Source organism: Amycolatopsis sp. NPDC004368, from assembly GCF_053602515.1.
Map to the genome: position 1 here is coordinate 13,492 of NZ_JBSGDT010000011.1, position 26,038 is coordinate 39,529.

Below are 26,038 nucleotides of genomic sequence, written 5' to 3' on the forward strand. Positions count from 1 at the left end.
TTGCCGTTCATTCGTAGACGACGTACGCCGGCTTCGGGTTCAGCTCCAGGACCTGCGCCGGGGTCATCAGCGCCGCGTCGTGGCGGGTGTCCTCAAAGAAGAAGAGTTTGAACCCGGCGAGCACGTGGTCGGGTTTCGTGGCCATCAGCACCCGCCAGGTCGCCCTCTTCGCCGAGGCGCTGCCGATCCCGTCGACGACCTTCACCACCGAAACGCCGGGATGCGGACGCAGGCTCGCCTCGTCCTTCACGATCGAAGCGGCGACCTGGTGGTACACCATGATCTTGTCGGGCAGGTGCGCTCGCCCGGCGAGCTCGCCCAGGTAGGCCGCGACGCCGTCCAGCTCGGTGCCGGTCGTCCGGCCGAACTTCTCGCCGGGGACCACCCCGGGCTCCGCTGCCCACTCCGGGTCGAGCGCGACGCCGACGTCCGGCTCGCTCAGCCACCGTTCGTACGCCTTGACCTCCGGCAGGAAGTCGGCTCGGCCGGGCTGGATGTTCAGCAGCAGCACGCCGTGCAACGCCCGGGCCTGCTCGAGGTAGTCCCGCACTGTCGCATCGGTGCAGCGGCTGCGGTACATGCCGTCGGCCCCCGGGGAGGGGTGCACCGTGGTGGCGATGAGCTCCACGACCGGCGTGATCGGGCCGTCCTGCGGGAAGGTCGCGATCTGATTCGTGAGCTCCTGCCCGGCGGCCGTGAGGTCGCCCGTCATCTCACCGAGCGCTTTCGCATGTGGTGCACCGCAGAAGCCGACCAACCGGCTGGTGGCCAGTGCGTTCGGTGGCGGTGGAGCCACGGTCGGCCGGGGGGCCGCCGGTGCGACCACCGAGCGCGTGGCGGGCGCGGCGGTGCCGCACGCGCTCGTCACGATACCGGCCAGCGTGGCCGTGAGGGCGGCTCGGCGGGACAGGCGAATGCCGGGCATCCGGACTCCTTCGCGGGCTCCTCCGGTGCGTGGCGCGACCGGATTTCGGGAATATCCCGGGGAATGTCCTCACCCCACTCGGTTCAAACCCGGATCTCGACGACCACCGGATCGTGCCCCGGAATGGGCCGGGATCGCCGGTCCGACCAGCGCTTTCCCTTGCAGAGCGGAAAAAAGTGATCACCCGTACCGGTGGATCGAAGCGCCGCCGACGAGACTGAGTCGCAGAATCGGCTCCATGCACGCACTTTCGCGGCTCGGTGCCCCAGCCGCAGTCGTCGCCGCAGCCGCCTTGGCCGCCTCCTGCGCGGTTCCCGCCGTCGAACCCGCGGCGCAACCCGCCGCGGTCTCCGCGCCGAGCTCGCCGGCCGCTCCCGCGCGCGTGACCGCCGACATCGCGCGGGCGGTGGGGGCCGACGAGCTCGGCCGGATCCCGGTGCTCATGTACCACCGGCTGACGGCACACCCGGATTCGGTCTACGAGCGCACGCCCGCCGATTTCGCCGCGGAGCTGGAACGCCTCGCCGCGGAGCACTACGTGCCGGTGACCACCGCCGACCTCACCACGCGCCACCTCGACCTGCCGGCGGGTGCGCACCCGGTGGTGCTGACCTTCGACGACGGCGATCCCAGCGCGTTTTCCCTGACGCCCCAGGGCGCACCCGCGCCGGGCACCGCCGTGCGCATCCTGCTGGACGTCGCGTCGGCCCACCCGGGCTTCACCCCGGTGGCCAGCCTGTACGTGAACGCCCGGCCCTTCGGCGACGACCCGCGCGCCCTGCCGTGGCTGCACCAGCACGGCTTCGAAGTCGGCAACCACACAGCGGACCACACGAACCTGCGGACCGCGGGTGCCACCGCCGCCGAGGCCGCCATCCGCGCCGGCGACACCGCGATCCGCGACGCCATTCCGGGCTACGCGCCCACCACCCTGGCGCTGCCCTACGGCGCCCACCCCCGCCGAACCTCCCTCGCGCTGCGCGGCGCCGGCTACTCCTACACCGGAGCTCTGCTGGTCGGCGCCAATCCCACCCCGTCGCCCTATTCGAGTGACTTCGACCCGGAGTCCATCCCCCGCATCCGCTCCCAGTCGACCGGTGCCGAGGCCGGCTACGGTTCCACCCACTGGCTCGACGTCCTCGCCACCCCGGCCGGCCGGCGCTACACCTCCGACGGCGACCCCCACACGGTTTCCTTTCCCCGCGCGGAAACGACCCTCGCCCCGCCCTATGCGACGGTGCGCCTTGCCTACTGAGCCCCCGATCCGGGACGTGGGCTGGCTGCCCCAGCCCCGCTCGCGGCCGGCGACCTCCGCCATCCCGGCTGACACCGTCCAGCCCGGCCCGATCCCGGCACCTCGACGCAAGGCGGGACGGCTCTCGTCACCTCGGCGACACCCGGCTTCGCGACCGGTTCCGGCACCCCGGATCGCCACGGCCGAGGTCGCCCCTCGTCAGCCGGATCCGCCACCGGAGGAACAGCGCGCCCGTCCGGTGAGTCCGTGGTGGCCGCCGTGTCTGGTGGTGTTCGCGGTGGGCCTCGCGGGCACGATGCTGGTGCTGCCCACCGCGGTCCAGCCCCGGCGGGTGACCGGGACGGCGCTCGGAGCCACCGCCGCGGCCCCGCTGCGGGCGGCCGCGACCGTGCCGCTGCCGGTGGACTCGGCGGCTCTTCCGGACGGCGCGCCCTTCGCGGCGACAGGGGCCGGGACCTGGCACGTCGTCCCCGGCGCGAGCGGGGCCCGCGAGGGCACCGGGGCCGAGTTGCTCACCTACACCGTCGAAGCGGAAGACGGAATCGGTGGCGACGACCAGGCCTTCGCCACCGAGGTCGACGCCACCCTCGCGGACCTGCGCAGCTGGATCGGGCTCGGCGCGGTGTCGCTGCTACGGGTCGACGCGCCGGACGCGCGGCCCGATTTCCGGGTCAGCCTCACCAGCCCCGGCACCAGCCGCCGGCCCGACCTCTGCGGGGCGGCGATCCCGTTCGACACGTCGTGCAACCTGCCGGAGCGCAAGCGGGTGGTCATCAACCTCGCGCGTTGGGTCCGCGGCGCGCACGCCTACGACGGGCACCTCGCCGACTACCGCCACTACGCCGTGAACCACGAAGTCGGACACGCCCTCGGCCACGGCCACGCCGGGTGCCCCGCCGACGGCGGTCCGGCGCCGGTGATGATGCAGCAGACGTTCGGGCTCTCGGACGACCACCTCGCGCGGCTCAACCGGTCCGATCCCTCGGCCGGCTCTCCCGTCGTCGCGGACGGGAAGGTCTGCCGAGCCAACCCGTGGGTGAGGTGAACCGCCCGTGCTGAACGGAAAATCGATCATCCGCGTGGCGATCGTGGTCGCGGTCCTCTTCGGCAACTGCCCGGCCGCGTTCGCCGCAAGCGAGCCGAACCTGCTGATCAACCAGAACTTCCCCGACCCCGACATCGTCAAGACCGCAGGCGGCTACTTCGCCTTCTCCACCAGCACCACCTCCGGCCGGATCCCCGTCGCCACCTCATCCGCACCCGAAGGACCGTGGCACATCACCGGCGACGCGCTCGCGGCACCACCGAAGTGGGCGAAGCCGGACGGCGGCTTCTGGGCACCCGACGCCGCCTCCCGGCCGGACGGGACCTTCGTGCTCTACTTCGCCGCTGCCGTGACCACCAGCGGACAGATGTGCCTCGGCGCCGCCACCGCCTCGCACCCGGCCGGCCCCTACCACCCGGTCGGCGACCAGCCGCTCGTCTGCCTACCCGCCGACGACGGCGACATCGACCCCCAGACCTTCCTCGACTCCGACGGCACCCGCTACCTCCTGTACAAGAGCGATGGCGCCGCGACCGGCCCACCCGCGGCCATCTGGCTGCAGAAACTCGCCGCCGACGGACTCACCCTCACCGGCGACCGCACGGAACTGCTGCGCGCCGACCTGACCGCCGAGAAGAACGTGGTCGAGGCACCCTCGGTGGTGAAAACACCGTCGCGCTACCTGCTCTTCTACTCCGCCGACACCTTCCAGAGCTCCGGCTACCACACCGGTTACGCCACCGCTCCCACCCTCACCGGCCCCTTCGTGAAGGCCGACACGCCACTGCTGTCCACCGACCTGCTCGCCGGCAAGGTCGACGCCCCCGGTGGCGCCGACGTCGTCGACGGCCACATCTACTTCCACGGCTGGCTCGGCGGCGCCCGCACCGCCCGCGGCCTCTACGAGCTCCCCATCGGTTTCCCCGGCGATGTGCCACAGGTGGGCTGATTTTCGATCAAGGTCCACAGTGGATCATCACGGCGGCCGCGGAATCCGAGCGGGCGAAGGGTAGCGCCCGAGGCGGTCCATGCATTACTTTCTGGCCAGGTTGAGCGTCCAGCCACCACTGTTTTCCCGCGCGCCGGGGAATCGTCGACGCCGCCGCGGCCCTCTCGCTCGTCGGCGTCCACGGCCGCCGCCCGGTGCGCGCGCTCACGAGAGGCGGATTGTGATGAGCGCCCCGTACCCTGCTTTGACCAGTTCCGGTCCGGTGTGCAAGGACCGCGGGCGGCTGCTCGTGCGCGTGCACCGCCCGGCGCCGCACACCGCGATCGTCGAAGTCGCGGGCGAGGTCGACGCGCTCACCGCGCCCCACCTGGCCGAGGTGGTCGAGTGCCGGCTGCGCGGCACCGGGCGGGTCGTGGTCATCGACCTCACCGGCGTCACGTTCTTCTCCGGGGCGGCGCTGAAGGTGCTGCGCCACCTGTCCCTGCTCGCCCGCGAACTCGACGTCGACTTCTCCGTGGACCCCGGCTCCTCGTACTCGGTCCGGCGGCTGCTCGAGCTCAGCCCCGTGGGCTGCGAACGCCCGGGTCACGTCGCCGCGTTCGCGATACAGGAGGTACCGGCGCAGCGGACGCGGGGTTGAGCTGCTCGCGCTGGGCCGGATGACATGACAAGAGGCCCGGCCACCGGACTTCGGCGGCCGGGCCCCATCGGCATCAGCTCTTGTTGGTGCCCGGGGTGAGCACCTTGTCGATCACGAAGACCGTGGCGTTTTTGGTCGGGATGTTGCCGCAGAGGATCTTGGCGCCGTTGACGGTCATGTTGTCGCCGGTGCCTTCGATCTTCAGCGGGCCGCCGGCGGCGTTGAGGGAGGTGACGGTGCCGGCGGCGGCGAGGCCCTTGGCGTCGTAGCGCTTGCCGACGACGTGGTACTGCAGGATGGGCGCCAGCTGGGACGGGTTGCCGGCCAGTTCGTTGAACTTGGCGTCGCCGAGGGCGTTGAAGGCCGGGTCGGCGGGGGCGAAGACGGTGATGGCCTGCTGGCTGTTGAGGGTGTCGACCAGGTTGGTGGCCTTCACCGCGGCCACGAGCTTCGTCAGCAGCGGGTTGGTCGAAGCGGCGGAGGCGACGGGCTGCGGGCCCATGGAGTCGAGTGAGCCGGGCGCGTTTCCTTGCGGCAGCTGGGAACACGCGGGACCGAAGACGTCGGCGTTGGTGGTCATGCCGGAGTCGTTGCTCGACGACATCGGGGCCGAGGGCATCGGAGCCGACGACATCGGCGCGGACGAGGCCGGCTGGCTGCCGCTGTCGGTGCTGCTGCCGCAGGCGGCGAGGGCGAGGCACGCGACGGCGGAGACGCCGATTCCGGCGAGGCGAAGGGACTTCACGGTAAGGCTCCGTTCACAGTGGACAGACGAGTCAGGACCGGTTGTGCTTTCACCAGGGATTCGGAGCCGCCCGAATCGGGGATTGGTGTCGGTGGCAACTCTTTCGAGTGACGCCGCTCAGGCCGCGATGAACGTGGTGGAGTGCCAGCCGGTGGCGCCGTCGGGAACGGTGCCGGTGCGGGCGTCGGTCTGGGTGTAACCGGTTTTGTCGGTGGCGCGCACGAAGACCTGGTGGGTGCCGGGTTCCACGGCGATCTGCGTCCACCACATGCGCCACGTGTTCACGTTGACCTCGGTCGACAGGGTCACCGGCTGCCACGCACCACCGTCCACTTTGATCTCGACGCGGGCGATGCCGTTGTGCTGCGACCACGCGATCCCGGCCAGTCGCACCGCGCCCGCGGGAACGGTGTCGAAGCCCTTCGGGGTGTCGATGCGGGATTCGGTCTTGATCGGGGCCTGTTCGCCCCACCCGCGCCTGAGCCAGTACGCCTGCCGGGCCCGCCACGTGGTCACCTCGATGTCCACGACCCACTTGGTCGCCGACACGTACCCGTAGAGCCCGGGCGTGACGAGGCGCGCCGGGAAGCCGTGTTCGGGCGGCAGCGGTTCGCGGTTCATCCCGATCGCCAGCATCGCGCCGCGGCCGCGGTCGAGCGCCGCCGCGACGGGGGTGCCGGACGTCCAGCCGTCGACGCTCGTGCAGAACAGTTGTTCCGCGCCCGGCCGGACCCCGGCCTCGGCCAGCAGATCGGCGAGGTCGACGCCGATGAAGTTCGACGTGGACACGTAGTCGCCACCGACCTCGTTGGACACACAGGTCATCGTGATCGTGCGCTCGACCAGCGGGCGCTCGCGGATGTCCGGGTAACGGTAGGAGATCTCACGCTCCACCATGCCGTGGATGCGCAGGCTCCAGTCCTCGGCGCGCAGCTGCGGCACCGACAGCGCCGTGTCCACCCGGTAGAACTTCGCGTTGGGGGTCAGGAACGTCGGCGTCCCGAGCTTGGCGAAGTCGGCGTCGGCCGGGATCGCGGGCGCGGATTTCGCGGGCACGAGGGCACCGATCGCCGCCCGGGAGGCCGTGGCGTCACGGGTTCCGCTGACCAGTTGACCCGCGCCGCCGAGGACCCCCGCGCCAACAAGTGCTCCCGCGCTGCCGAGGAGAAACGAACGCCGCGAGGCCCCCTCCGCGGCCGCGGCTTGCTGCTTGCGCGGGGCGATCCGGTGCAGCACCAGGAAAACGCCCACCCCCGTCACCAGGCTGGCCGCCGGCGCCAACAGCGCCACGGGACCCAGGTCCGGCCGCTGGTGCACCGCGAACCCGCCGAACAGCCCGAACACCGTGAAGACCGCGACCCCCGGCCACGGCGACCGCCGGGACACCACCCCGGCCGCCGCTGCGACCACCAGCATCACCACCGCCATGCCGCCGAGCAGCACGACCTTGTCGTAGGTGCCGAACGTCCGCACCGCGAAGTCCTTCAGCCCCACTGGCGTCAGATCGATCGCGCCGTTGCCGACGGCGAGGTAGGGCGAGGCGTTGACGGTGATGAACCCGGCCACGAAGTGCCCGGCCGCCAGCGCCGCGAGCAGCGCCAGCACGCCGCAGAGCGCCGCGGAGGGGACGTGCAGCCGGGGCGCGGAAACTTCGGTGGTGGCCATGCGGGTGGTTCGGCCCCGGCCGCGTTCCGGATTGGTCCGTTCGCGAGTACCCCGGCCGGTGCCCGAAGACGCCTGCAGCGGCCGAGCTTGCCCTGGATATAGTGCAGGTCGTCAAGATTATTGACGACAACGACCGGCCTTGAGGGGGAACCCGACGATGACCGAATCCCTGGTACCGCTGGACGAGGACTGGTCGAGTGCGCTCGCGATCGCCGCGCACCCGGACGACCTCGAGTACGGCACGGCCTCGGCCGTCGCCCGGTGGACGTCGCAGGGCAAGCAGGTGGCCTACCTTCTCGCCACCAGCGGTGAAGCCGGCATCGACAGCATGAAGCCCGACGTCGCGGGGCCGCTGCGCGAGGCGGAGGAGATCGCCGGCGCGGCACTGGTCGGCGTCGACACCGTCGAGTTCCTGGGCTACCCGGACGGCGTCCTCGAGTACGGCCTCGCGCTGCGCCGTGACATCGCCCGCGCCGTGCGGCGGCACCGCCCCGACGTCGTGGTCACCGGCAACTACCACGACCGCTGGGGCCCGGGTCACCTCAACCAGGCCGACCACATCGCGCTGGGCCGGGCGGTGCTCGACGGCGTCCGCGACGCGGGCAACCGCTGGATCTTCCGTGAGCTGGTCGAGGAGGGCCTCGAACCCTGGCAGGTGCGTCAGGTCGTGGTCACCACGAGCCCCGAAGCCACGCACGGCATCGACATCTCCGACTTCCTGGAGCAGGGCATCGCGTCGCTGGAGGCCCACGCCGAGTACCTGCGGGCCCTCGGCCCCGGCGCGATGACCGAGCCGCGTGAGTTCCTGGAGGCACTCGGCCGGCAGGCGGGCCGGCAGCTGGGCACCCGGTTCGCGCTCACCGCCGAGGTCATCGAGTTCTGACGCGGGTCAGTAGCTCGGCGGCGTCACGCTCACCATGAACCGCGCGCTCGAGCGCCCGTCGTTGCGGAAGCGGTGGGGGATGTTCGAGTCGAAGTGGCAGCTGTCGCCGGTCTTGAGCACGTGGACCTGGTCACCGACCTCGACCGTGAGCCGGCCCGTGAGCACCACCACGCACTCCTCCGACGGGTGCGACCGCAGCGAATCGGCCGAGACCGCGCCGGGTTCGAGGTTGCCTTCGAGCACCTCGAGCTTCGCGCCGCCGGGGGAGACGCGGGTGTAGGTGATCGCGTGGTGCGGTGAGGAGATCCGGTAACGGTTCTCGCGGCGGATGACGGCGACGGTGTCGTCCTCGCCGTCCTGGAACAGGCTGAACAGCGGCACCTCGAGCACCTCGGCGATCCGCCGCATGGTCTCGAGGCTCGGGTCGGTCACACCGCGTTCGACCTGGCTGATCAGCCCGGTGGACACGCCGGCCCGGTCCGCGAGGTCACGGACGGTCAAGCCCCGGAGGGTGCGGAACTCACGGATCCGAGTCACGGTCATCCGGCCATTATCGTCCGGCCCCGATCATCCGGCCCGGGTGCTGGGGGCACCGGGCCGGATGACCGGGGGCAACCACGGTTGATCACCGGTGCAGCGCGACCTCCTCGATGGGCTCCGCCACCTCGGCCGGAGCGCTGTCACCGGCTCCGACGTCGACCGAGTCCGCGGCCGGCGGTCGCGTCACGAGGCTCACCAGCACGGTGACGACGAGGTTGACCACCAGCGCCGGCAGGCCGATGACGGTGCCCGGCGGCACGGTGTGGGCGAAGATCGCGCCCAGCTGCGGGACGCCGACGATCAGCCCGCCGCACACCGCTCCCGCCGCGAGCCCGACCGCGGTGACGCGGCGCCACAGCATGGACAGGAACAGCGCGGGGGCCAGCTGGCCGACGGCGCTGTACACGTTGGTCATGATGCTCAGCAGCTTCGACGTGCTGTTGGCCACCAGCACCACCACGATCGCGGTGAACACCACCACGCCGGCCCGCGAGAGCGTGAGCGAACCGGCCAGCCTCTTCGACACGCCACCGACCACGTTGCGGCTGAACAGGCTGCTGGCGGTGAGGATGAGCACCGCCGTCGGCACCAGCGCGACGAGGATGCCCGCGCCGCCGAGCAGCCCGATCACCCAGCTCGGGAAGTTGTCGTGCACGAAGATCAGCAGCGACGCGTTGGCCTGCTTGTCGGGCAGGTTCGGCAGGGCCAGCACCGCGGCCAGCGCGATCAGCACGATCAGCACGTAGAACAGCGAGTACAGCGGCTGGATCACCTGGTTGCGCCGGATGGTGGTCACGTCCTTGGCCGTGTAGGACACCTGGAACATGTGCGGCAGCGCGAACGAGCCGAGCGGCGTGATCAGCAGGAAGCTCATCCACCACCACGAGTTCGTCGCCGCCGTGCCCTTGAGGCCGGGCAGCGTGGCCGCGTGCGGCTGGGTGTCCTTGAGCGTGTCGAACACGCCCATGGGCCCGCTCGATCCGGCCGCGCTCGCCGCGCCGACGGCGATCACCAGCAGCACCGCGATGAGCAGCACGTCCTTGACCACCGCGGTGAACGCCGCGCTGCGCATCCCGCCGACGAGCACGAACGCCGCGACGAGCACACCGCCGGCGATCACGTACGCCAGCGACGGCAGGCTGTCGCCGAAGAGGCTCCCCAGGATCAGGCTCAGCCCGGTCAGCTGCACCTGGGCGTAGAGCAGCAGCGCGATGATGCCGAACACCGCGATCAACCCGCCGAACCAAGGGGCGCCGAAGCGGGCCGTGAAGAAGTCGCCCATGGTGACCAGGCCGTGCTGCTTGCCCGCTCGCCAGATGCGCGGCACCACCCAGTAGCCCACGGCCGCGGTGAGCACCATCGTGCCCAGCACGTAGTAACCGGGTGCGCCGTTGCTGAACACGCTCTGCGACGCGCCCAGCAGCGCGAAGGTCGTGAAGGTCTCGCCGACCATCAGGAACCAGAACAGCCAGGTGCCGAACTTGCGGCTCCCGACCGACCACTCCTGCAGGTTCATCTTGCGGCCGCGCGCGGCCGCGACCGTGCCCCACGCGACCGAACCGACCGCGATCACCAACGCCAGGATCAGGGCCATCGCGTGCTCCTAGAACCGGTCCAGATCGCCGTTGCGGCGATCGATGGCGAACACGACGGCGATGGCGGCGGACCCGACGAGCACACCCACCGTCATCCACACCAGCAGGAACGGGATCGAGCCGAAGAGGTACTCGACCCGGTTGACCAGGGGAATGGCGCCGACGCACCAGACGAACGGGGCCAGCAGCAGCAACCAGTGCCACCGGCGGCGGACCGGGGCGGCGGGTTCGGGCATGGGTTCTCCTGAGGGGACACGACGATGTGTTCATCCGTGGTGAATTCGCATCAGTGTGAGTGATGAACCCCAGGTCGTCAACCTGCAGGTGCGGGTATTGCGCAGCCAGGCTTTCGGTTGTTCACTGTGACTGACGGACGATCCGAAAGCGCAGACGGAGGTATTTCGTGGATCCCAGCCGGTTCCGGGAGCAGTTCCCCAGTCTCGTGGACACGACGCACCTGGCGTCGTGCAGCCAGGGCGCCGTCTCCACCAGGGTGACGGCCGCGCTGGCCGAGTTCGCGTACCTGCTGCGCGATCAGGGAGCGCCGTGGGGACCGTGGATGTCCGAAGTGGAGCGTCTGCGGACGTCGATGGCGCGGTTCCTCGGTGCCACCGCGGAGGAAATCGCCTTGGTGCCCTCGGCTTCGCACGCCGCGTACCAGGCGCTCGGTGCGTTGCGCTTCGCCGAGGACGACGTCGTGGTGTCGATGGCCGCGGAGTTCCCCAGCGTGGGCCAGGTCCTGCACGCCGGCCGCCCCGGCGCGGGGCAGATGCGCTGGGTCGACGAGGCGTCGATGCGGGAGCTCGGCGTGGTCGAGGCCTACCGCGCGAGCATCGACGAGCGGACGCGGCTCGTGTCGATCCCGCTCGCCCTCTACACCAACGGATCCCTGCAACCGGTGAACGAGATCGCCAAGCTGGCAAGGGAAGTCGGCGCGCGGGTGCTCGTCGACGCCTACCAGGCCACCGGTGTGGTGCCGGTCGACGTCGGCGAGCTCGACTGCGACTACCTCGTCACCGGCACGTTGAAGTACCTGCTCGGGCTGCCCGGTGTCGCCGCGCTGTACGCCCGCGCGGGCGTCGAGGACGAGCGGCCGCCGACGATGACGGGCTGGTTCGGCCGCACCGACCCGTTCGAGTTCGACCCAGTGGCGCTCGACGGGCCGGCCGGGGCCCGGCGGTTCGAGTCCGGCACGCCCGGTATCCCCGCGGTGTACGCGGCGTGCGCGGGGCTCGCCGTGCTGGGTGAGGTGGACGCGATCGCTCGCTGGAAGTACGTGGAAAGCCTGGTCGCGCAGGCCACTGCGCGGTTGACGGACGCGGGTGAGGTGCTGAGCCTGCCGCTGCCGGACGCCCGGCCCGGCCCGCAGGTCGCCGTGGTCGACGCCGATCCGGATGCGCTCGGCCGGTTTCTCGCCGAGCGGCGGATCGTCACGTCGCCGCGTGGCAGGATCCTGCGTGCGGCTTTCCACTACTACAACACCAGTGAGGACATCGACGCGTTCTGCGCCGCGCTGGCGGAGTACCGGAGGACCGCATGACCGAGGTGTACACGGCCGCCCGGCTGCTGACGTCTTCATCGGCTGAGCTGATCGCGGACGCGGCCGTGTGCGTCGAAGACGGGGTGATCACCTATGCCGGGCCGCGTGCTTCGGCTCCGGTCGGCGACTCGCTCGACCTCGGCGACGTGACGCTGATGCCCGGCCTGATCGACTGCCACGTGCACCTCTACCTCGACCCCGAGGCGGGCTCGGTGAGCCTGGCCGGGCCGGCCGACCCGGACACCGTGCGCGACCGGATGGTCGCCAACTCCCGGCGGCTGCTCGACGCCGGGGTCACCACGGCCCGCGACCTCGGCGCCCCGGGCACGCTCGGCACCGAGGTCCGCGACCTCCTGCCGACGCTGCCCGAGGCCGCGCCGCGGATCCTCGCGGCGAACGCGCCCATCACGGTGACCGGCGGCCACGCCGAGTCGATGGGCGGCGTGGCGGACGGCGTCGCCGAGATACGGGCCCGTGTGCGCGAGCACGCCGAAGCCGGCGTCGACCTCATCAAGGTGATGACCACGGGCGGCTTCATGACACCCGGCAGCCACCCGTCGGAGGCGCGCTACACCACGGCGGAGCTCACCGCGCTGGTCACCGAGGCGCACGCGCACGGCCTCCCGGTGACCACACACGCTCTCGGCGTGGAAGGCATCGAGCACGCGGTCGCGGCCGGCGTCGACTGCATCGAGCACTGCGGCTGGGTCACGCGCACGGGCACGCGCTTCGACCCGGCCATCGCGGCTCGCATCGTGGCCGCCGGGATCGCCGTGAGCCCCACCATGAGCTCCGCCTGCACCGCCGAGGAGTACACGTGCCCGTGGGACGAACACGACGTGGTGCTCGACAACCTCCGCCGCCTCGTGGCCCTCGGCGCGACCGTGGTGGCGGGCACGGACGCGGGGATCCCGCTGGTCGCCTTCGAGCGATACGCCGAGGGCCTGGCGCTGCTCGCGGCGGCCGGCCTGACACCCCGCGGGGTCCTGGCGAGCGCGACCGACGTGGCCGCGTCGGTGTGCGGGCTGTCCGGCGTCACCGGTCGACTGGCGCCGGGGCTGAGCGCGGACTTGATCGCGGTGGACGGCAACCCCGTCGAGGACTTGGCGACCCTGCGTCGTCCGCGGTTCGTCCTGGCGGCGGGCCGGCGCCACCTGCCCCGCACGACGGCCATCGGAGTGGCCGACGACGTCGAACGGGCACGCGTGCGCCGAACGATGACCGAGGGTGCCGGCCGGGGCTGAGGTCGGGGTGTGCCGTCCTCGGCGAGGGCGGCACACCTACCCGGCTGTACCCCGGGCGAGAAGATCGGCCACGGGCGGCGAGACCCGGACCGTGCCTTGGCCGGAGTTGTCCGAGACGATGGCGATCCGCGGTGCCCCGGTGGGGTCGGTCAGGGTGATGATCTGGCCGATGGTCATCCCGCTGAAGGTCACCAGGGCGGTGTCGTCCTCCTCGCCCGCATCGCCTGTCTCGGCCGGATGGCGGTTCACCACGTCGGTCACCGGTTGCCGCGTGGCCGGGTCCCACAGCAGCACCCCGACTTCGGCCCCGGAGGCGACGGACGCAGCGACGAGCGTGTGCCAGGCCCAGGAGACCAGCGTCAACGGGCCGACCTCCCCGTTCAGTTCGCCGACGGCGAGGCGCTGCCCGCGTTGCGGGTCCCAGACCTCGATCGCCTTGCCCGCCGCGACCACCTGCCGCGGGCCCTCGGGCGGGAAGTAGGTCAGGCGGTCGAACAGCTGCCGGTCGGCCTTGCGGGGCGTCAGTTTCACCCTGCTCGGCACCAGCTTTCGCCGGGCAACCGACCAGGCGGTCTGCTCGAAGCCCACCTCACCGGCGAACCCGGCGCTGCCGTCGGCGAACCGCACCCCCCGCAGGCGGTACACGCGGCGCCCGATCGGATCCCCCGCCCGCGACGGCCACCGAATGGTCGCGACGGTGCCACCGTCCTGCGGGTCGACCACCCGCACCAGGTCCTTCTCCCCGGTCACCAGCAGCTCCCCGTGGTTCTCGGCAGCCGGCACCACGGCCATGCTCATCGCGGAGTCCACCGCACACCGCACGACCGGCGTCGCTTCGGGGCCGAAGGTGTCCATGTCCCACACGGTGACGAACCGCCGGTCACACATCGCCAGGCACGGCCGGCCCCCGTCGAGGTGGACCACCTCCATGTTCCAGAGCGCGGTGCCCACTCCGACCGGCCCCGTGACGAGGGCGCCCGTGCCCAGGCTCCACACCCACACGTTGCCCTGGTTGTCGGTGGCCGCGACCAGCACGTCCCCACTCCTCGTGGGCACGGCGGCCGCCATCCGGAGCGTCCCCTGGACGGACCACTCGAGCTCGTCGTCCATCTGTCCCCCTGCTCGGCGCCAGGATTTCCCGTGGTGACTGCGGTGGCGGTGGCAACGCTACACAATCCGATCTTCGTCGCAGGACCGGAAATGTGGTTTCGGGCAGTGCGCGATGACCGCAGGTGGGCCGCGGACTGCCCCTGCGGTGGCGAAGCCGCGAGGAAGGCCGTGCGGTGGGACTCCAACCGCACGCGCTGTGGGAGCTGAACCACCGCCTCGGTCACCGCATGGCCTGAACCGCAGCCCACGCACGTGGGGCGGTTGAAGAAGCCGTGGTGGACTTCCCGGCCGAGCCGTGTTTCGGTGATCGCCACGATCTGCGTCGGGCCGCGTTGTGCGCGAGCTCCGCGGGAGGGGGGCTCGATGATGCGGCCAGGAATCGCTTCGTCACCGCTCGACGCCATCGGTGGAACCCCGCTGGTGCGGCTCACCCGGGTCGTACCGCGTGCGTCGGCGCGGGTTCTGGTGAAGCTCGAGGGTCCGAACCCCACGGGAAGTTACAAGGACCGCATGGCGCTGGCCATGATCGAAGGCGCCGAGCGCGCCGGTGTGCTTCAGCGCGGCCGGCGGGTGGTGGAGTTCTCCGGTGGCAGCACGGGGTCGTCTCTGGCGTTCATCTGTGCGGTCAAGGGATACCCACTGTCCATTGTGACCTCGGATGCCTTCTCGCCCGAGAAGCTGAGCACCATGTGCGCGTTCGGCGCCGACCTGACCGTGGTGGCGAGCGAGGGTGGGCGGATCACGCCCGGGTTGTTCGACCGGATGCGTGCGGAGGTCGAGCGCATCGTCACGCGGGAGGGCGCGTTCTGGACCGATCAGTTCCGCAACACCGACGCTCTGGCGGGCTACGAGCGGATGGGCCGCGAAATCCTCGAGCAGGCTCGAGCCGGGGGAGCGACCGTCGACGCGTTCTGCGCCGGCGTCGGCACCGGCGGCATGCTGGCCGGGGTCACCGCCGCCTTTCGCGCTGATCAGCTGCCGACGCGGGTCATCGCCCTCGAACCCGCGAGCTCACCGATGCTCACCGCCGGGCACGGCGGCCCGCACCGCGTCGAAGGCATCGGCACCGGCATGATCCCCCCGCTGCTCACCCCGGGTGTCTTCGACGAGGCTCGAACCGTCGACGAACCCGCGGCGCGCGTCCTGGCCCTACAGCTCGCCCGACGCGAAGGCCTCTTCGCCGGCACCTCGTCCGCGCTCAACGTCTCGGGCGCGATCGAGGTCGCGCGCGAACTCGGGCCCGGGCGCACCGTGGTGACCGTCGCGGTCGACACCGGGCTCAAGTACCTGAGCGGCGACCTCTTCACCGAGCAGCCCAGCCGCGACGGGTCACCGGTTCGCGCGTCTGCCCTTGAACCCGGCGCAGCGGAACACCGCTCCGAGTAACAGGCCGCAAACACACCGCACGATTCCGAGGATCAAGTACAGGACGCTGCCGTTCGGCGCCGCCACGACCGCGCCCACCACGGCGGCAGCGAGCATCGTCAGGCCAGCTGCGAAAATGCCGCGTGGCGGTGGTGGCACTCGGCTGTCGTCACCCATTCGGATCTCCCCCGTTGCGGTGGAGATGCCCGGTCGGGCGAGGTCCAAACCATCGGGGGAGCGGCGCGCGGACCCCGCGTCGCGAGCCATGTCCGCCTGGCCGGACGGAAGCCGGCCATCAAGCGATGGCGACCACAGCCGGGGTCCGGGGGTGCAGCCCTCCGGGCGGGGCCTGGGGTGTCGCACCCCGGACAACACGACGAACGGCTCCGGCGAGCGCCCTGCGCGAGCAGAGGTCGCCCAGCCGTGAGTGGGGCCGGAGAGACTCGAACTCTCACTGGCACGGACCTAAACCGTGTGCCTCTGCCAATTGGGCTACGGCCCCGGGGAAAGCCGGGAGAATCGTAGCGCGCGCCACGTTCGGGGTGGCTCGGCGTGGCCAGTGGCCGGGAGAGGGGCGGCGTCCTCTAACGTGGGCGCCTACAGTCCGACGCGGCGAGGAGGGCACGTGGCGCGCGACCCCGAGACCATCGAGCGTGAGATCGAGCAGGCCAGGACGGCCCTGGCGGCGACGCTCGACCAGCTGGGCACCAAGGCCAGCCCGCAGAAGCTCGCGGACCAGGCCAAGAACGGCATCCGTGCGAAGCTGGACGATCCCAAGGTCAAGTACCCGCTGATCGGCGTCGGTGCGTTGATCCTGGCGCTGATGGTGCGCAAGCTGTTCCGCTGATCGAAACCACACCGGGCGGACCCGAAGGCGGGTCCGTCCGGTCGTGAGAAGAGCGCGGTCGTGGAAGAGCCTCAGGCGCGCGGGGCCACCGTCGGCTTCGGGGTGGCGGTGCGGTCGGCGGAGGAGGGCTTGCGGTCCTCGACTTCCTTCGGCAGCTGCTTGCTCGGCGGGAGCTGGGGCTTGCCGGAAGCCGATGCAGGAGCCGACGCGGGAGCCGAGACCGCAGCCGGCTTCGACGAGCCCGACGGCGGGATCTCCAGCGGCTCGATGTCCGGCAGCGTGAGCCGCGCGGCCATGTAGGAGCTGGTGAACTCCAGGGCGCTCCCGTTGAGCAGGTGCACGACCGTGGGTCGCCCGTCCGGCGCGAGTTCGTCCACGAGCTGGTCCGCCCGATCACGCGCCGCGATGATGCCCGGCGCCTTCGCGGTGCGTTCCTTGCCGCGGCCGCTGACGGTGATCGTCCAGTCGTCGTTCTCGTGCGCGTACGTCGCTGTGATCGTCTCCACCACTACCTCACCCCTCTCGTCACCAGCATGCGTCACTGCCCGAGACTCGGCCACCGCACGCTCGTGACGCGATTTATGCGCCCCCGCGCACTCCCGCGATTGTCCATCAGTCTTTTTACAGGGTTCTCGATACCGCAATAAAACTCTGTGTCACAAGACACCAGAGAGGATTCGCACTGAGTGACGACCGAATGGCCTAGTGCGCGTGCATCTTCACGCGCACCTCAGTGGGCGCGTCGTGACAGTCCGGACCAGAGCATGTCCATGGCGTAGTCGGTCGCCATCTCCGGGGTCAGGGCCGGGTGGCGCTCGCACCAGATGGCCAGGCGCTCGCACGCGCCGACCACGACCTCGGCCGACGCCTCCGCGCGCAGGTCGTCGTCGAAATGCTCACTCAGCACCGCCGCGACCAGGTCCGTCTGCTGCCGCCTCGTCTGCTCGATCTCATCGGCCGCCGGCGTGCCGATCAGCGCCATCTCGTGGCGCAGCAGCGACCACGCCTCGCGGCGTTCGCGGATGAAGACGAAAAACGCCAGCAGCCCGCGCCGCAGCGCGTCCTCGGCCGAAGCCGCCCCCACGGTCGCCTGTTCGGTCTCCGACCGCAAGGCCGCGCGCGACTGCCGGATGCACGCCAGCAGCAGGCCCTCCTTCGAGTGGAAGTACTCGTACAGCATCGGCTTCGACACGCCCACGAGCTCCGCGATCTCGTCCATCGACGCCGTCGCGTAACCGCGCTCGGTGAAGACCTGTTCGGCGACCTCGATCATCTGCCGTTCACGTTCGGCCCGGGGCATGCGCTTGCGTTTCGCGGTGGTCACGACCACACTCTACCGCCGGTAACCTACTCAAAGTAGGATGGACTTCGGGTAACACTCAACGGGAGGGCGCATGGGCAACCGCACCGAGACCGGGGTGATCGTGGTCGGCACCGGGTTCTCCGGTCTGGGCATGGCGATCCGGCTGCGCAAGGAGGGCCGCGAGGACTTCGTGATCCTCGAGAAGGCCGACGACGTCGGCGGCACCTGGCGCGACAACAGCTACCCGGGCTGCGCGTGCGACATCCCGTCGCACATGTACTCGTTCTCCTTCGAACAGAACCCCGGCTGGTCACGCGCCTATTCGCCGCAGCCCGAGATCTGGAGCTACCTGCGCGGCGTCACGGAGAAGTACGGCCTGCGCCGCTTCCTGCGCTTCGGCCAGGAGATGACGGGTGCGCGCTGGGACGCCGACGAGAACCGCTGGCACGTCACCACGAAGTCCGGCGAGGAGTTCGTCGCCAAGGCCCTGGTGGCGGGCCTCGGCGCCCTGCACCGGCCGATGATCCCGCACCTGCCGGGCATCGAGAACTTCGCCGGCCCCGCCTTCCACTCCGCGCAGTGGGACCACGGGGTGGACCTCACCGGCAAGCGCGTCGCAGTGGTCGGCACCGGCGCGAGCGCGGTGCAGTTCGTGCCGAAGATCGCCGGCCAGGTCGCGAACCTCACGCTCTTCCAGCGCACGCCGCCGTGGGTCATGCCCAAGGCCGACCACGACATGCCCGGCTGGGCGCGCGGCCTGTTCAAGGCCCTGCCGCTCGCACAGCGCGCCTACCGCGACTTCCTCTACTGGACGCTCGAATCCCGCGCCATCGGCTTCAACGGCCAGCCGTGGGTGATGCGGCTCGGCCAGCGGATCGCGAAGCGCAACATCGACCACGCCGTGGCCGACCCGGCGCTGCGCGCGAAACTCACGCCCGACTACACCATGGGCTGCAAGCGCGTGCTGATCTCCAACGACTACTACCCGGCCCTGGCCCGCGACAACGTCGACGTGGTCACCGCCGGCGTCGCCGAGGTCCGCGAGCACAGCGTGGTCGACACCGCCGGTGTGGAGCACGAGGTCGACGTCATCATCTACGGCACCGGCTTCCACGTGACCGACGCGTTCGACACGCTCGAGATCGTGGGGCGAGAAGGCCGCAACCTCGCGAAGGAGTGGGCGGCCGAGGGCATGCGCACGCACCTCGGCATCACCGTCAACGGTTTCCCGAACCTGTTCTTCCTGCTCGGACCCAACACCGGTCTGGGCCACAACTCCGTGGTCTTCATGATCGAGGCCCAGATCTCCTACATCGCACAGGCCCTGCGCCTGGCCGGCGACCACGCCATCGACCCGCGGCCGCAGGCGCAGGAAGCCTTCAACGACGACGTGCAGCGCAAGCTCGAAAAGGGCATCTGGACCCAGGGCGGGTGCAAGAGCTGGTACCTCGACGCGAAGGGCGTGAACCGCACGATCTGGCCCGGCTTCACCTGGCGGTACTGGCTGGACACGCGCACCGTCCACCGGGAGGACTACGAACTGCTCGGGTGAGGGGGCACGAAGGGGACTTTCGCGGCAGGGGAGGAGGCGCGAAAGTCCCCTTCGTGGTCTGGGGAGCCCGGACGCGGGCTCGTCGAAGAAACCCACGATCGGGCGTGGGCGTGCTCAGCTCAGAGACGGGGGGCTTTCGCGACCCTCGACAGCGCGAAAGCCCCCGGTCCGGGATGGAACCCGTCGGCTCAGACGGGCGCGAGCTTGCGCAGGTGGCTGATCAGGTCGACCACCGGCAGGTCGCACAGCTCGGCCATCCGCTCGAGCGCCGCCAGGTCGAGCGACACCTCGGCCGAACCCGACCCCGACCCCGACCCCGAACCAGGCAGGGCCGAACCCGTGCCCGGCTCGATGCGGCGCAACCGGTCCTCGGCCCAGCGGCGCAGCGGCAGCAGCTCGGGCGCGGCCTCGGCCACCACCCGCTGCAGGTCCACCCGCACGCGTCCGGGTTCTTCCACGAACACGCGGCGGTGCACCTTGGCCAGCAGGTCCTGGGGCAGCTCGTCCATCGCGACGCACAGCTCGACCAGGCGCACCACGGAACACTGCCGGGTGCCCAGCTCGTACGTCGCCAGCGTCTGCAGGGAGATCTCACTCTGCAGATGCGTGTTCAGCTCCTTGCGCGTCCACCCGCGCCTGCGCCGGAGCTTGCGGAGCTCGTCACCGAGTATCCGCTGGTAGTGCTCAGCGTCGATCACCACTTCCTCGTCCCCTGCCCTGCTCACGCTCTCACGCGCGGCGTCCGCTCTCGTGGCTGCGAACGCGTGCGCGTCTCACGTGTATGAAAGTGGGCAGTGCGCTTTTCCTTACGCGGTTTCGGCCAAGTCTTTGGTGACGATTTCGCAGACTGCTCCGAACGGGCGTACGCGATGCGCTGAACAGGTCAGTTGACGCAGGGGACGCCGTTGGCCGTGATCGGCTTGTCGTCGCCGGCGCCGGCCGGCGGCGACGAGGGCGGGGCCGCCGGCGCGTTGCCCGAGCCGGCCGGGGCGCCGGAACCGGCGTTGTCGGCGGTCGGCTGGTAGTCCGAGCCGAGGAACACCATCACGTGCCCGGCGTCCACGCTCTTGTCCTCCTGCACCGTGGCCTTGGTGCCGAGCGCGTCGGCCACGGCGTTGCCGGAGTCCTGCCCACCAGAGGGCACCCAGATCACGGTGGTCTTGCGCGAGGTCGCGTTGGCCGTGTCGCCCGCGGTGAAGCCCTTGCCCGTGAGCTGCTTCGACACACTCGCGGCCAGGCCGGTGCGGCCCGAGGCGTTGCGGACGTCGACGGTGATGCCCTTGTTCGCGTCGGTCTGCGGCGCCTGAGCCTGCTGGCCTTGCTGCGGACCGGCGAGACCCTGCACGAACTGCTTCACCTGCTGCGGGTCGACCTTGATGGCGACGCCGTCGCTGGGCGTGTGGTACTCGACGTTCTCGACCGGGATCGTGCGGAACTCGAGCTGTCCGCCGGTGAGGCCCTTCATCTGCTGGGCGAAGCTGAAGATGTCCCAGTTCTGGTTGAGGACCACCGACTTCTTGATGGCGTCGATGAGCGCGTTGAGCTTGCCCGGGTCGGTGAGCGTGCCGGCCGAGAGCACCTTGCGCGCCATGCCGGCCATGAACACCTGCTGGCGCACCACGCGGTCGAGGTCGCCGCGCGGCAGGCCGTGGCGCTGCCGGACGAACTCCAGCGCCTGCACGCCGGAGATCGTGTGCACGCCCTTGGTGAACTTCGCGCCCGAGTACTGGTCGTCGACGTCGTTGTTGAGGCAGACGTCCACACCACCGATGGCCTGGGTGATGTCGCTGAAGCCCAGCAGGTTGATCGCCGCGTAGTTGTCGATCGTGGAGCCCGTGAGCGCCTCGACGGTGGAGATCAGCTCCTTCGCGCCGGCCTGGTTGGCCTTGACGTCGAGCTCCTTCGGGTCCGTCACGCCCTGCTTCTGCAGGTCCTTGCGGGCCTGCAGCATCGCGCGGGCGTAGGCGGAGTTGATCTTGTGCTCGCCGTAGCCGGGGATGTTCACGTAGCTGTCGCGCGGCAGCGAGATCGCGACGGCCTTGCTGCCGTCGTTCGGGATGTGCACGAAGATCAGCGAGTCGGTGTTCAGCTCGCCGTCGGCCTCGCCCGCGCGCAGCTGGGCGAGCAGCTGCGGAGAGAGCGGGTTGCCCTGCGCGTCGGTGCGGCTGTCGAGGCCCACCAGCAGGATGTCGCGCGCGCCGTCTGCGGGCTGTTCGCCACCGGAGTTCGGGTTGATCACGTCGGCGTAGTTCAGGCCGTTGACCAAGCCCTGCAGCGACGCCCATGCGTAGCCGGTGAAGGCCATGATCAGCAGCGACACCACGGCGAGGGTGATCTTCGCGCCGCGGTGGGAGCCACGCCGGCGCGGCGGTGGGCCCGATCGGCGCTGCGGCGGACGCGGCCGGTGTTCGGCGTCGCGAGGTCCCCGCGGCCCCGCGCGGTCGCGGCCGGGCGGCGGCACCCGTCGCCCGCCCCCGCGTCCCGGCGGCTCCTGCCAGGATCGGGCGGGGCGTCGGCCGCCTTGCCCGTTCCGGGGCGGGTGGTCCACGCGGTCCGCTCCTTCTGCTCGTTCTCGGCGTCTCTCGGTGTCCGGTTCCCCCGGACCTCGAAGACGCATGGTGCCGGGGCGGGGTTGCGGTGGGTTCGCACCTCCCCCGCCCGGTGTGGCCTGTGCCACCCATGGTCCGCCACACCCGCCGCGTTCGCCCAGTCGGAGCAGCGCGTGTCGCGCCCCGAGTTTCCCGTCAAGGAGTGCCGCTCGCAGCGCGGCGGGCGGGAACGAGACACGAAGTGGCCGCGACCAGGGCAAACGCCGCCGTCGCCGCGTGCAGGACCACGGTGGGCGGGCCGGCCGACGTCACCATCAGTGCCGGCCCGCAAGCCAGCGCGCACACGAACCACGTGCCCGCCGACGCCGTGGCACCCGTACGGACGGTGTGCAGCAGCAGCACCCCGAGCAGCAGGTGCACGAGGCTCTGCACCGGGTCGAGGTGCAGGCCGAGAAAATCGGCGTCCGCGGCGACGGTGCCGAAGTGGGCCAGCGCGAGACCGAACACGCCGAGCGTCGCGTAGCCGATGCCGAGCGCGGCGGCAGCCCTGGTCAGCAGTACCGGGCGCCAGCCGGTGGCCGCGAGCGGCCGCGGCCCCGGGGCCGCGGGGGCGGTGCCGGTGCGCGGGTGGCGCTCGAACCACCAGAACACGAGCCCGGCCGGCACGAGCAGCAGCGCGATCGCGAGGGCGGTGCGCGGGTGCACGAGCCAGGTCAGGCCGTCGGCGATCGGCCCCGGCAGGTAGACGGCGGCGACGAGCAGCAACATCGCCGCGAGGAACGCCAGGTAGAGGCTCATCGGCGTCCGCAGCACGAACGCGGTGGCGCGGCTCAGGCGCGGGCGCGCCGCGACGCGCACCAGCCGCCGGCCCAGCAACCCGGCCAGCCCGAGCTGCGTCAGGCCGAGCAGCAGGACCTCCCACGGCGGCGCGGACAACGCGGTCGGCGCACCCGGGCTGCCCAGCAGGATCGGCGACGCGCCGAGTGCGAAGGTGGCCACGACGAGCGCCCCCACCCCGGCCACGGCGGCACCCGCCAGCACCGGGCGCGGCAGCCGCACGCCGTCGGCGTGGGCGAACGCGACCTGCTGGGCCAGCAGCGCGAGCGCCAGCGTCGCGCCGTAGCCGGGCAGCGGCGAACCGGACCAGGCCGCGGCGGTCTCGCCGGCGACGACGAGCACCAGCAGGCCGGCCACCGACCACAGCCGGGTGCGCCGGTAGAGGGCGAGCAGCGCCGGCGCGGCGACGATCGTCAGCAGGTACACCCCCAGCAGCCACAACGGGTGCAGCGCGATCCGCATGACCGTGGCGTTCGTGCCCACGGGAATGCCGAGCAGCTCCAGCGCGAGCGGCACGAGCAGGGCGACCACCGCGAAGATCGACGCGGGCCGCAGCAGGGGACTCGCGCGTTCGGCGAGGTAGTGGCGGTAACCGCGGTCGCGTTCGGCCAGCCAGCCGCTGACGTTCGCGTAGCCGCCGGCGAAGAACAGCAGGGGGGTGAGCTGCGCGAGCCAGGTGAGCGGCCACCACGCCGACTCGGGTGCGCCCGCCCAGTCGGCCAGCGCTGTCGCCGATTCGCCGAGCAGGAGCAGCACGGCCGACGCGGCGCCGAGCACGGCCCAGCGTGTCGGGGGACCGCCGGCGGCGCGGGCGGGGCGGGGCGTGGTGCGCCGGGCGGTGTGCCAGCCGCGCAGCCGGAACACGAGCAGGCAGCCGATCACCAGCACACCCGCGACCATCGGCCCGATGGGGTCGGCGACGGGCGGGCCCCAGCGCTGGTGCCACGAGTTGACGACGAGCCCGGCCGAGTACAGCGTGGCGACGACCTGGCAGGTGCCCGCCGAGCCCATCGGGTTCACCACGCACGCGTGGTGCATGTCCTGCGACAGGCGCGCGTCGAGCGAGGCCCGCACGCTCTGGTCGAGCGGGTGCCCCTTCTTGTCGGCGTAGCGCAGCAGGTCGTAGCCCAGGTCGTGGGCCTTGCACGGCACCGCGTAGTCCCACTTGGTGTTGTCGTCGCCCCACGGGGTCGAGCACCCTCCGTCGACGTGCACGGCGCGGACGGTCCCGTCGCGCGCCGGCAGTGCCCCGGGCGTGATGCCGCTGACGGCGGCGAAGTCCTTCGGCAGCAGCGCCAGCGCGGTGGGTGCGGGGCCGGGGTGGGTCAGGGCCGCGATGGCGTTCTGCGCGGCCAGCACGTCGCCGGTCGGCGGTCCCTGGTCGGGCGGCGACGCGGGGCGCGAGGCGATGAGCCCGAAGCCGAACACGACGAAGAGCACCAGCAGCAACCAGCCCGACGTCGACCAGGGACGGCGGGCTGGGGCGGCGGCCGGCGGGCGGTCGTCGGCGGTGGCGGGCATGCGCTCCAGGGTGCCAGCCCCGCCCCGGCGACGGCATGGGGCTGACCCCCCGGCGTGGCGGGGGATCTCCCCCGGGCCCGGCCGGTGCTTTATCTCAAGCGGCGGTGAATTGCGTCACAGCAGTTTTGTTGAAACTTCAAGCACAACAAGAGGGCCCGTGGGTGAATTCTTTGCCTGTTTCCGACAAGGTTTCGCCTACGCGATTAATCGCCATTGGTTGCGGTCCGTGATTTCGCTCAGGCCGCGCGCGGTGGTGGATCCGAGTCGGCGAACCGGACTTGATTCCGGCCGCCTTCCTTCGCGGCATACACGGCGACGTCGGCCGCGTGCAGCAACTGTTCCACCGTCGTTCCGTTCGGCCCGAGCAGCGCTACTCCGATCGAGGCGGTGCGGTCGGTGATGCGGGCGCGCCCGCCGCGTTTGTCGGTGGTCACGATCTGCTGATCGGCGATGGCGGCGCGGATCCGTTCAGCCGTCACCTTGGCGGCCGTCTGGTCCACGTCGGGCAGCAGGATCAGGAATTCCTCGCCGCCGAAGCGGCCGATGATGTCCCTGGGGCGGGTGTGCTCGTCGAGGGTCTGTGCCACGGTGCGCAGCACGTCGTCACCGGCCGGGTGGCCGAACGTGTCGTTGATCCACTTGAAGTGGTCCAGATCGATCATCAGCAGTGCCAGCATTTCGTTGGCCCGCGCGGCCCGGGCGAGGGCGCGGTCGGCCGATTCGGACCAGCCGCGCACGTTGAAGATGCCCGTTTTCGGGTCGGTGCGGGCCTCGGACTGCAACTGGTTGATCTCGGCGAGCCGGTTGCCGAGCACGGTGATGAGCACCAGGATCACGATGGCCGGCGGGAAGTTCACCAGCAGGATCGTGGCGATGGTGCCGAGGCCGATGGTCGAGAGCTCGAGCAGGTTGTCGTCCTTCGTGCCCAGCACGTTGCTCAGCGTCGGCGCGGAAGTTCCGCCCAGTGCGAGCAGGCTGCCGATGACGATGGCCTGCAGTGCCGCGTAGCAGAACCCGACGAGCATCAGGATGCCGAAGAGCTTGAGCGAGTTGTCCGGCGTGAGGTTCTCGAGCTCCGCCGACGCGAAGGTCTGGTACAGCTCGTGCGCCGCGTACGCCGACACCGCGTGCGTGAACGAGGTGAACACGAACTTGTGCGGAGGCCGCCGCGAGTTGAACCACCGCTGCACGCGGACGATCACGATCAGCAGCAGCGTCAGGTGGATGGGCAGGAGCAGGGCGCCCGGGAACACCCAGATGCCCGACAGGTCGATGTGGACGGCCGTGACGCGGTTGCGGCGCCGCTCCTCCTGCCGGCGCGTGAGCTGGATGTGCACCGTGGCGCAGACCGCGAGGATGCCGAACCGGCTCCAGTCCAGGGCGGTCGTGGGCCCGCCGGTGACGATGCCGAAGGTGAGCAGGGCGACCGCGAGCGCTTCCCAGGCGAGCAGGAAAACGATCATCGGCCGCGGCTTCGTCCACAGGTCCCACGAGCGCACGGGATTGCGGGAAATCAACTCACCGAGCTGTTTGCCGACGCCCTGCGACCGAGTGGTCGCGTTTTGTGCAGGACGGTGTGAGGCGCTCTGCGGAGCACCGGAAAAATCTTGGGACTTTCCCGGGTGATCATGGGCCGCTTTGGGTACCTCGCGACCGGAGTCCGTCGGTTCACCGTGCGCACGTCCGTTCTCGGGCATCGGGCTCGGCCTCCTCCGGTCTCTCGGGTTGTTCGCGTTTGGTGGTATCCACTGTGGTGCTGTTATCGCTTACCGGTATCATCGCACTCACCGACTTCCCGGCGGTGAGCCCTCCTCGAGGGCTGAATTCGTGTTTCGTCCAACCGTGCGCCTCTCACCCGGCGGCGCCTTCCCCGATGGCTGGTGAACCTGAATGCGAATTGCAACACCAGTCACTGAGCCCTGCCCTCC

The 26,038-nt window shown here is 70.9% G+C and carries 23 protein-coding genes and 1 tRNA gene; 10 read left to right on the top strand and 14 right to left on the bottom strand.

Translation table 11 applies throughout. The features are described from left to right. Positions 1–7: 7 nt before the first annotated feature. Entirely contained in the window at positions 8–925 is a 918-nt protein-coding gene (locus ACWEOE_RS17670) for a hypothetical protein (RefSeq protein WP_452010020.1), read from the bottom strand. Between the two features lie 238 nt (positions 926–1,163). Between ACWEOE_RS17670 and ACWEOE_RS17675 the strand changes: the two genes are divergently transcribed. The 4 genes from ACWEOE_RS17675 (at position 1,164) to ACWEOE_RS17690 (ending at position 4,814) form a co-directional block, all read left to right on the top strand. After that, positions 1,164–2,180 carry a polysaccharide deacetylase family protein gene (locus ACWEOE_RS17675; protein WP_452010022.1) on the top strand — a complete coding sequence of 339 codons (1,017 nt, stop codon included), beginning with the start codon at positions 1,164–1,166 and terminating at the stop codon, positions 2,178–2,180. A gap of 265 nt (positions 2,181–2,445) precedes the next feature. Then, positions 2,446–3,225, top strand: a complete 780-nt coding sequence (locus ACWEOE_RS17680) for a DUF3152 domain-containing protein (RefSeq protein WP_452010024.1) — start codon at positions 2,446–2,448, stop codon at positions 3,223–3,225. Between the two features lie 7 nt (positions 3,226–3,232). Beyond that, entirely contained in the window at positions 3,233–4,174 is a 942-nt protein-coding gene (locus ACWEOE_RS17685) for a glycoside hydrolase family 43 protein (RefSeq protein WP_452010027.1), read from the top strand. Between the two features lie 223 nt (positions 4,175–4,397). After that, positions 4,398–4,814: an STAS domain-containing protein gene (locus ACWEOE_RS17690; RefSeq protein ID WP_452010029.1), complete on the top strand. Its 417-nt coding sequence runs from the start codon at positions 4,398–4,400 to the stop codon at positions 4,812–4,814. A 73-nt stretch (positions 4,815–4,887) separates the two neighbouring features. On the opposite strand, the gene ACWEOE_RS17695 is transcribed toward ACWEOE_RS17690, so the two are convergent. After that, complete coding sequence (locus tag ACWEOE_RS17695; protein ID WP_452010032.1) at positions 4,888–5,559, bottom strand: fasciclin domain-containing protein; 672 nt, start codon at positions 5,557–5,559, stop codon at positions 4,888–4,890. A 117-nt stretch (positions 5,560–5,676) separates the two neighbouring features. After that, on the bottom strand, positions 5,677–7,224 hold the full coding sequence (locus tag ACWEOE_RS17700; RefSeq protein ID WP_452010037.1) for a molybdopterin-dependent oxidoreductase: 1,548 nt from the start codon (positions 7,222–7,224) through the stop codon (positions 5,677–5,679). A gap of 157 nt (positions 7,225–7,381) precedes the next feature. On the opposite strand from ACWEOE_RS17700, the gene ACWEOE_RS17705 reads away from it, so the two are divergent. After that, positions 7,382–8,107 carry a PIG-L deacetylase family protein gene (locus tag ACWEOE_RS17705; protein WP_452010039.1) on the top strand — a complete coding sequence of 242 codons (726 nt, stop codon included), beginning with the start codon at positions 7,382–7,384 and terminating at the stop codon, positions 8,105–8,107. 6 nt (positions 8,108–8,113) lie between these two features. On the opposite strand, the gene ACWEOE_RS17710 is transcribed toward ACWEOE_RS17705, so the two are convergent. The 3 genes from ACWEOE_RS17710 to ACWEOE_RS17720 form a co-directional block, all read right to left on the bottom strand. After that, on the bottom strand, positions 8,114–8,650 hold the full coding sequence (locus ACWEOE_RS17710) for a helix-turn-helix domain-containing protein (RefSeq protein ID WP_452010041.1): 537 nt from the start codon (positions 8,648–8,650) through the stop codon (positions 8,114–8,116). Positions 8,651–8,732: 82 nt separating this feature from the next. Continuing rightward, a complete protein-coding gene (locus ACWEOE_RS17715) occupies positions 8,733–10,241 on the bottom strand; it encodes a sodium:solute symporter family protein (RefSeq protein ID WP_452010043.1) in 1,509 nt (502 codons plus the stop codon). A gap of 9 nt (positions 10,242–10,250) precedes the next feature. Continuing rightward, positions 10,251–10,478, bottom strand: a complete 228-nt coding sequence (locus ACWEOE_RS17720; protein ID WP_452010044.1) for a DUF3311 domain-containing protein — start codon at positions 10,476–10,478, stop codon at positions 10,251–10,253. A 167-nt stretch (positions 10,479–10,645) separates the two neighbouring features. Between ACWEOE_RS17720 and ACWEOE_RS17725 the strand changes: the two genes are divergently transcribed. Both ACWEOE_RS17725 and ACWEOE_RS17730 read left to right on the top strand, forming a co-directional pair. Further along, complete coding sequence (locus ACWEOE_RS17725; protein WP_452010047.1) at positions 10,646–11,782, top strand: aminotransferase class V-fold PLP-dependent enzyme; 1,137 nt, start codon at positions 10,646–10,648, stop codon at positions 11,780–11,782. Continuing rightward, positions 11,779–13,026: an amidohydrolase family protein gene (locus ACWEOE_RS17730; protein ID WP_452010049.1), complete on the top strand. Its 1,248-nt coding sequence runs from the start codon at positions 11,779–11,781 to the stop codon at positions 13,024–13,026. The genes ACWEOE_RS17725 and ACWEOE_RS17730 overlap by 4 nt, the downstream gene beginning before the upstream one ends. A gap of 36 nt (positions 13,027–13,062) precedes the next feature. On the opposite strand, the gene ACWEOE_RS17735 is transcribed toward ACWEOE_RS17730, so the two are convergent. After that, on the bottom strand, positions 13,063–14,136 hold the full coding sequence (locus ACWEOE_RS17735) for a hypothetical protein (RefSeq protein ID WP_452010052.1): 1,074 nt from the start codon (positions 14,134–14,136) through the stop codon (positions 13,063–13,065). Positions 14,137–14,499: 363 nt separating this feature from the next. Between ACWEOE_RS17735 and ACWEOE_RS17740 the strand changes: the two genes are divergently transcribed. Continuing rightward, positions 14,500–15,522, top strand: a complete 1,023-nt coding sequence (locus ACWEOE_RS17740; RefSeq protein ID WP_452010054.1) for a PLP-dependent cysteine synthase family protein — start codon at positions 14,500–14,502, stop codon at positions 15,520–15,522. 407 nt (positions 15,523–15,929) lie between these two features. Here ACWEOE_RS17740 and ACWEOE_RS17745 read toward each other — a convergent pair. Continuing rightward, positions 15,930–16,003: transfer RNA gene (locus ACWEOE_RS17745), tRNA-Leu, on the bottom strand. A gap of 123 nt (positions 16,004–16,126) precedes the next feature. Here ACWEOE_RS17745 and ACWEOE_RS17750 point away from each other — a divergent pair. After that, positions 16,127–16,348: a DUF3618 domain-containing protein gene (locus tag ACWEOE_RS17750; RefSeq protein WP_452010057.1), complete on the top strand. Its 222-nt coding sequence runs from the start codon at positions 16,127–16,129 to the stop codon at positions 16,346–16,348. A 71-nt stretch (positions 16,349–16,419) separates the two neighbouring features. Here ACWEOE_RS17750 and ACWEOE_RS17755 read toward each other — a convergent pair whose 3' ends face one another. Then, positions 16,420–16,857, bottom strand: coding sequence for a hypothetical protein (locus ACWEOE_RS17755; protein ID WP_452010059.1), 438 nt, complete (start codon positions 16,855–16,857; stop codon positions 16,420–16,422). A 221-nt stretch (positions 16,858–17,078) separates the two neighbouring features. Beyond that, complete coding sequence (locus ACWEOE_RS17760; RefSeq protein ID WP_452010061.1) at positions 17,079–17,672, bottom strand: TetR/AcrR family transcriptional regulator; 594 nt, start codon at positions 17,670–17,672, stop codon at positions 17,079–17,081. 70 nt (positions 17,673–17,742) lie between these two features. On the opposite strand from ACWEOE_RS17760, the gene ACWEOE_RS17765 reads away from it, so the two are divergent. Beyond that, entirely contained in the window at positions 17,743–19,203 is a 1,461-nt protein-coding gene (locus ACWEOE_RS17765; protein WP_452010063.1) for a flavin-containing monooxygenase, read from the top strand. 188 nt (positions 19,204–19,391) lie between these two features. Here the strand turns inward: ACWEOE_RS17765 and ACWEOE_RS17770 are convergent, their stop codons facing one another. From ACWEOE_RS17770 to ACWEOE_RS17785, 4 genes are all read right to left on the bottom strand, one after another. Continuing rightward, positions 19,392–19,904 carry a helix-turn-helix domain-containing protein gene (locus ACWEOE_RS17770; RefSeq protein WP_452010476.1) on the bottom strand — a complete coding sequence of 171 codons (513 nt, stop codon included), beginning with the start codon at positions 19,902–19,904 and terminating at the stop codon, positions 19,392–19,394. A 182-nt stretch (positions 19,905–20,086) separates the two neighbouring features. Then, on the bottom strand, positions 20,087–21,751 hold the full coding sequence (locus tag ACWEOE_RS17775; RefSeq protein WP_452010066.1) for an LCP family protein: 1,665 nt from the start codon (positions 21,749–21,751) through the stop codon (positions 20,087–20,089). 196 nt (positions 21,752–21,947) lie between these two features. Then, the gene (locus tag ACWEOE_RS17780) at positions 21,948–24,110 is read right to left on the bottom strand and encodes a phospholipase A2 (RefSeq protein WP_452010069.1); all 2,163 of its coding nucleotides are present in this window, start codon (positions 24,108–24,110) and stop codon (positions 21,948–21,950) included. Between the two features lie 236 nt (positions 24,111–24,346). Next, on the bottom strand, positions 24,347–25,609 hold the full coding sequence (locus ACWEOE_RS17785) for a GGDEF domain-containing protein (RefSeq protein ID WP_452010072.1): 1,263 nt from the start codon (positions 25,607–25,609) through the stop codon (positions 24,347–24,349). Positions 25,610–26,038 lie beyond the last annotated feature (429 nt).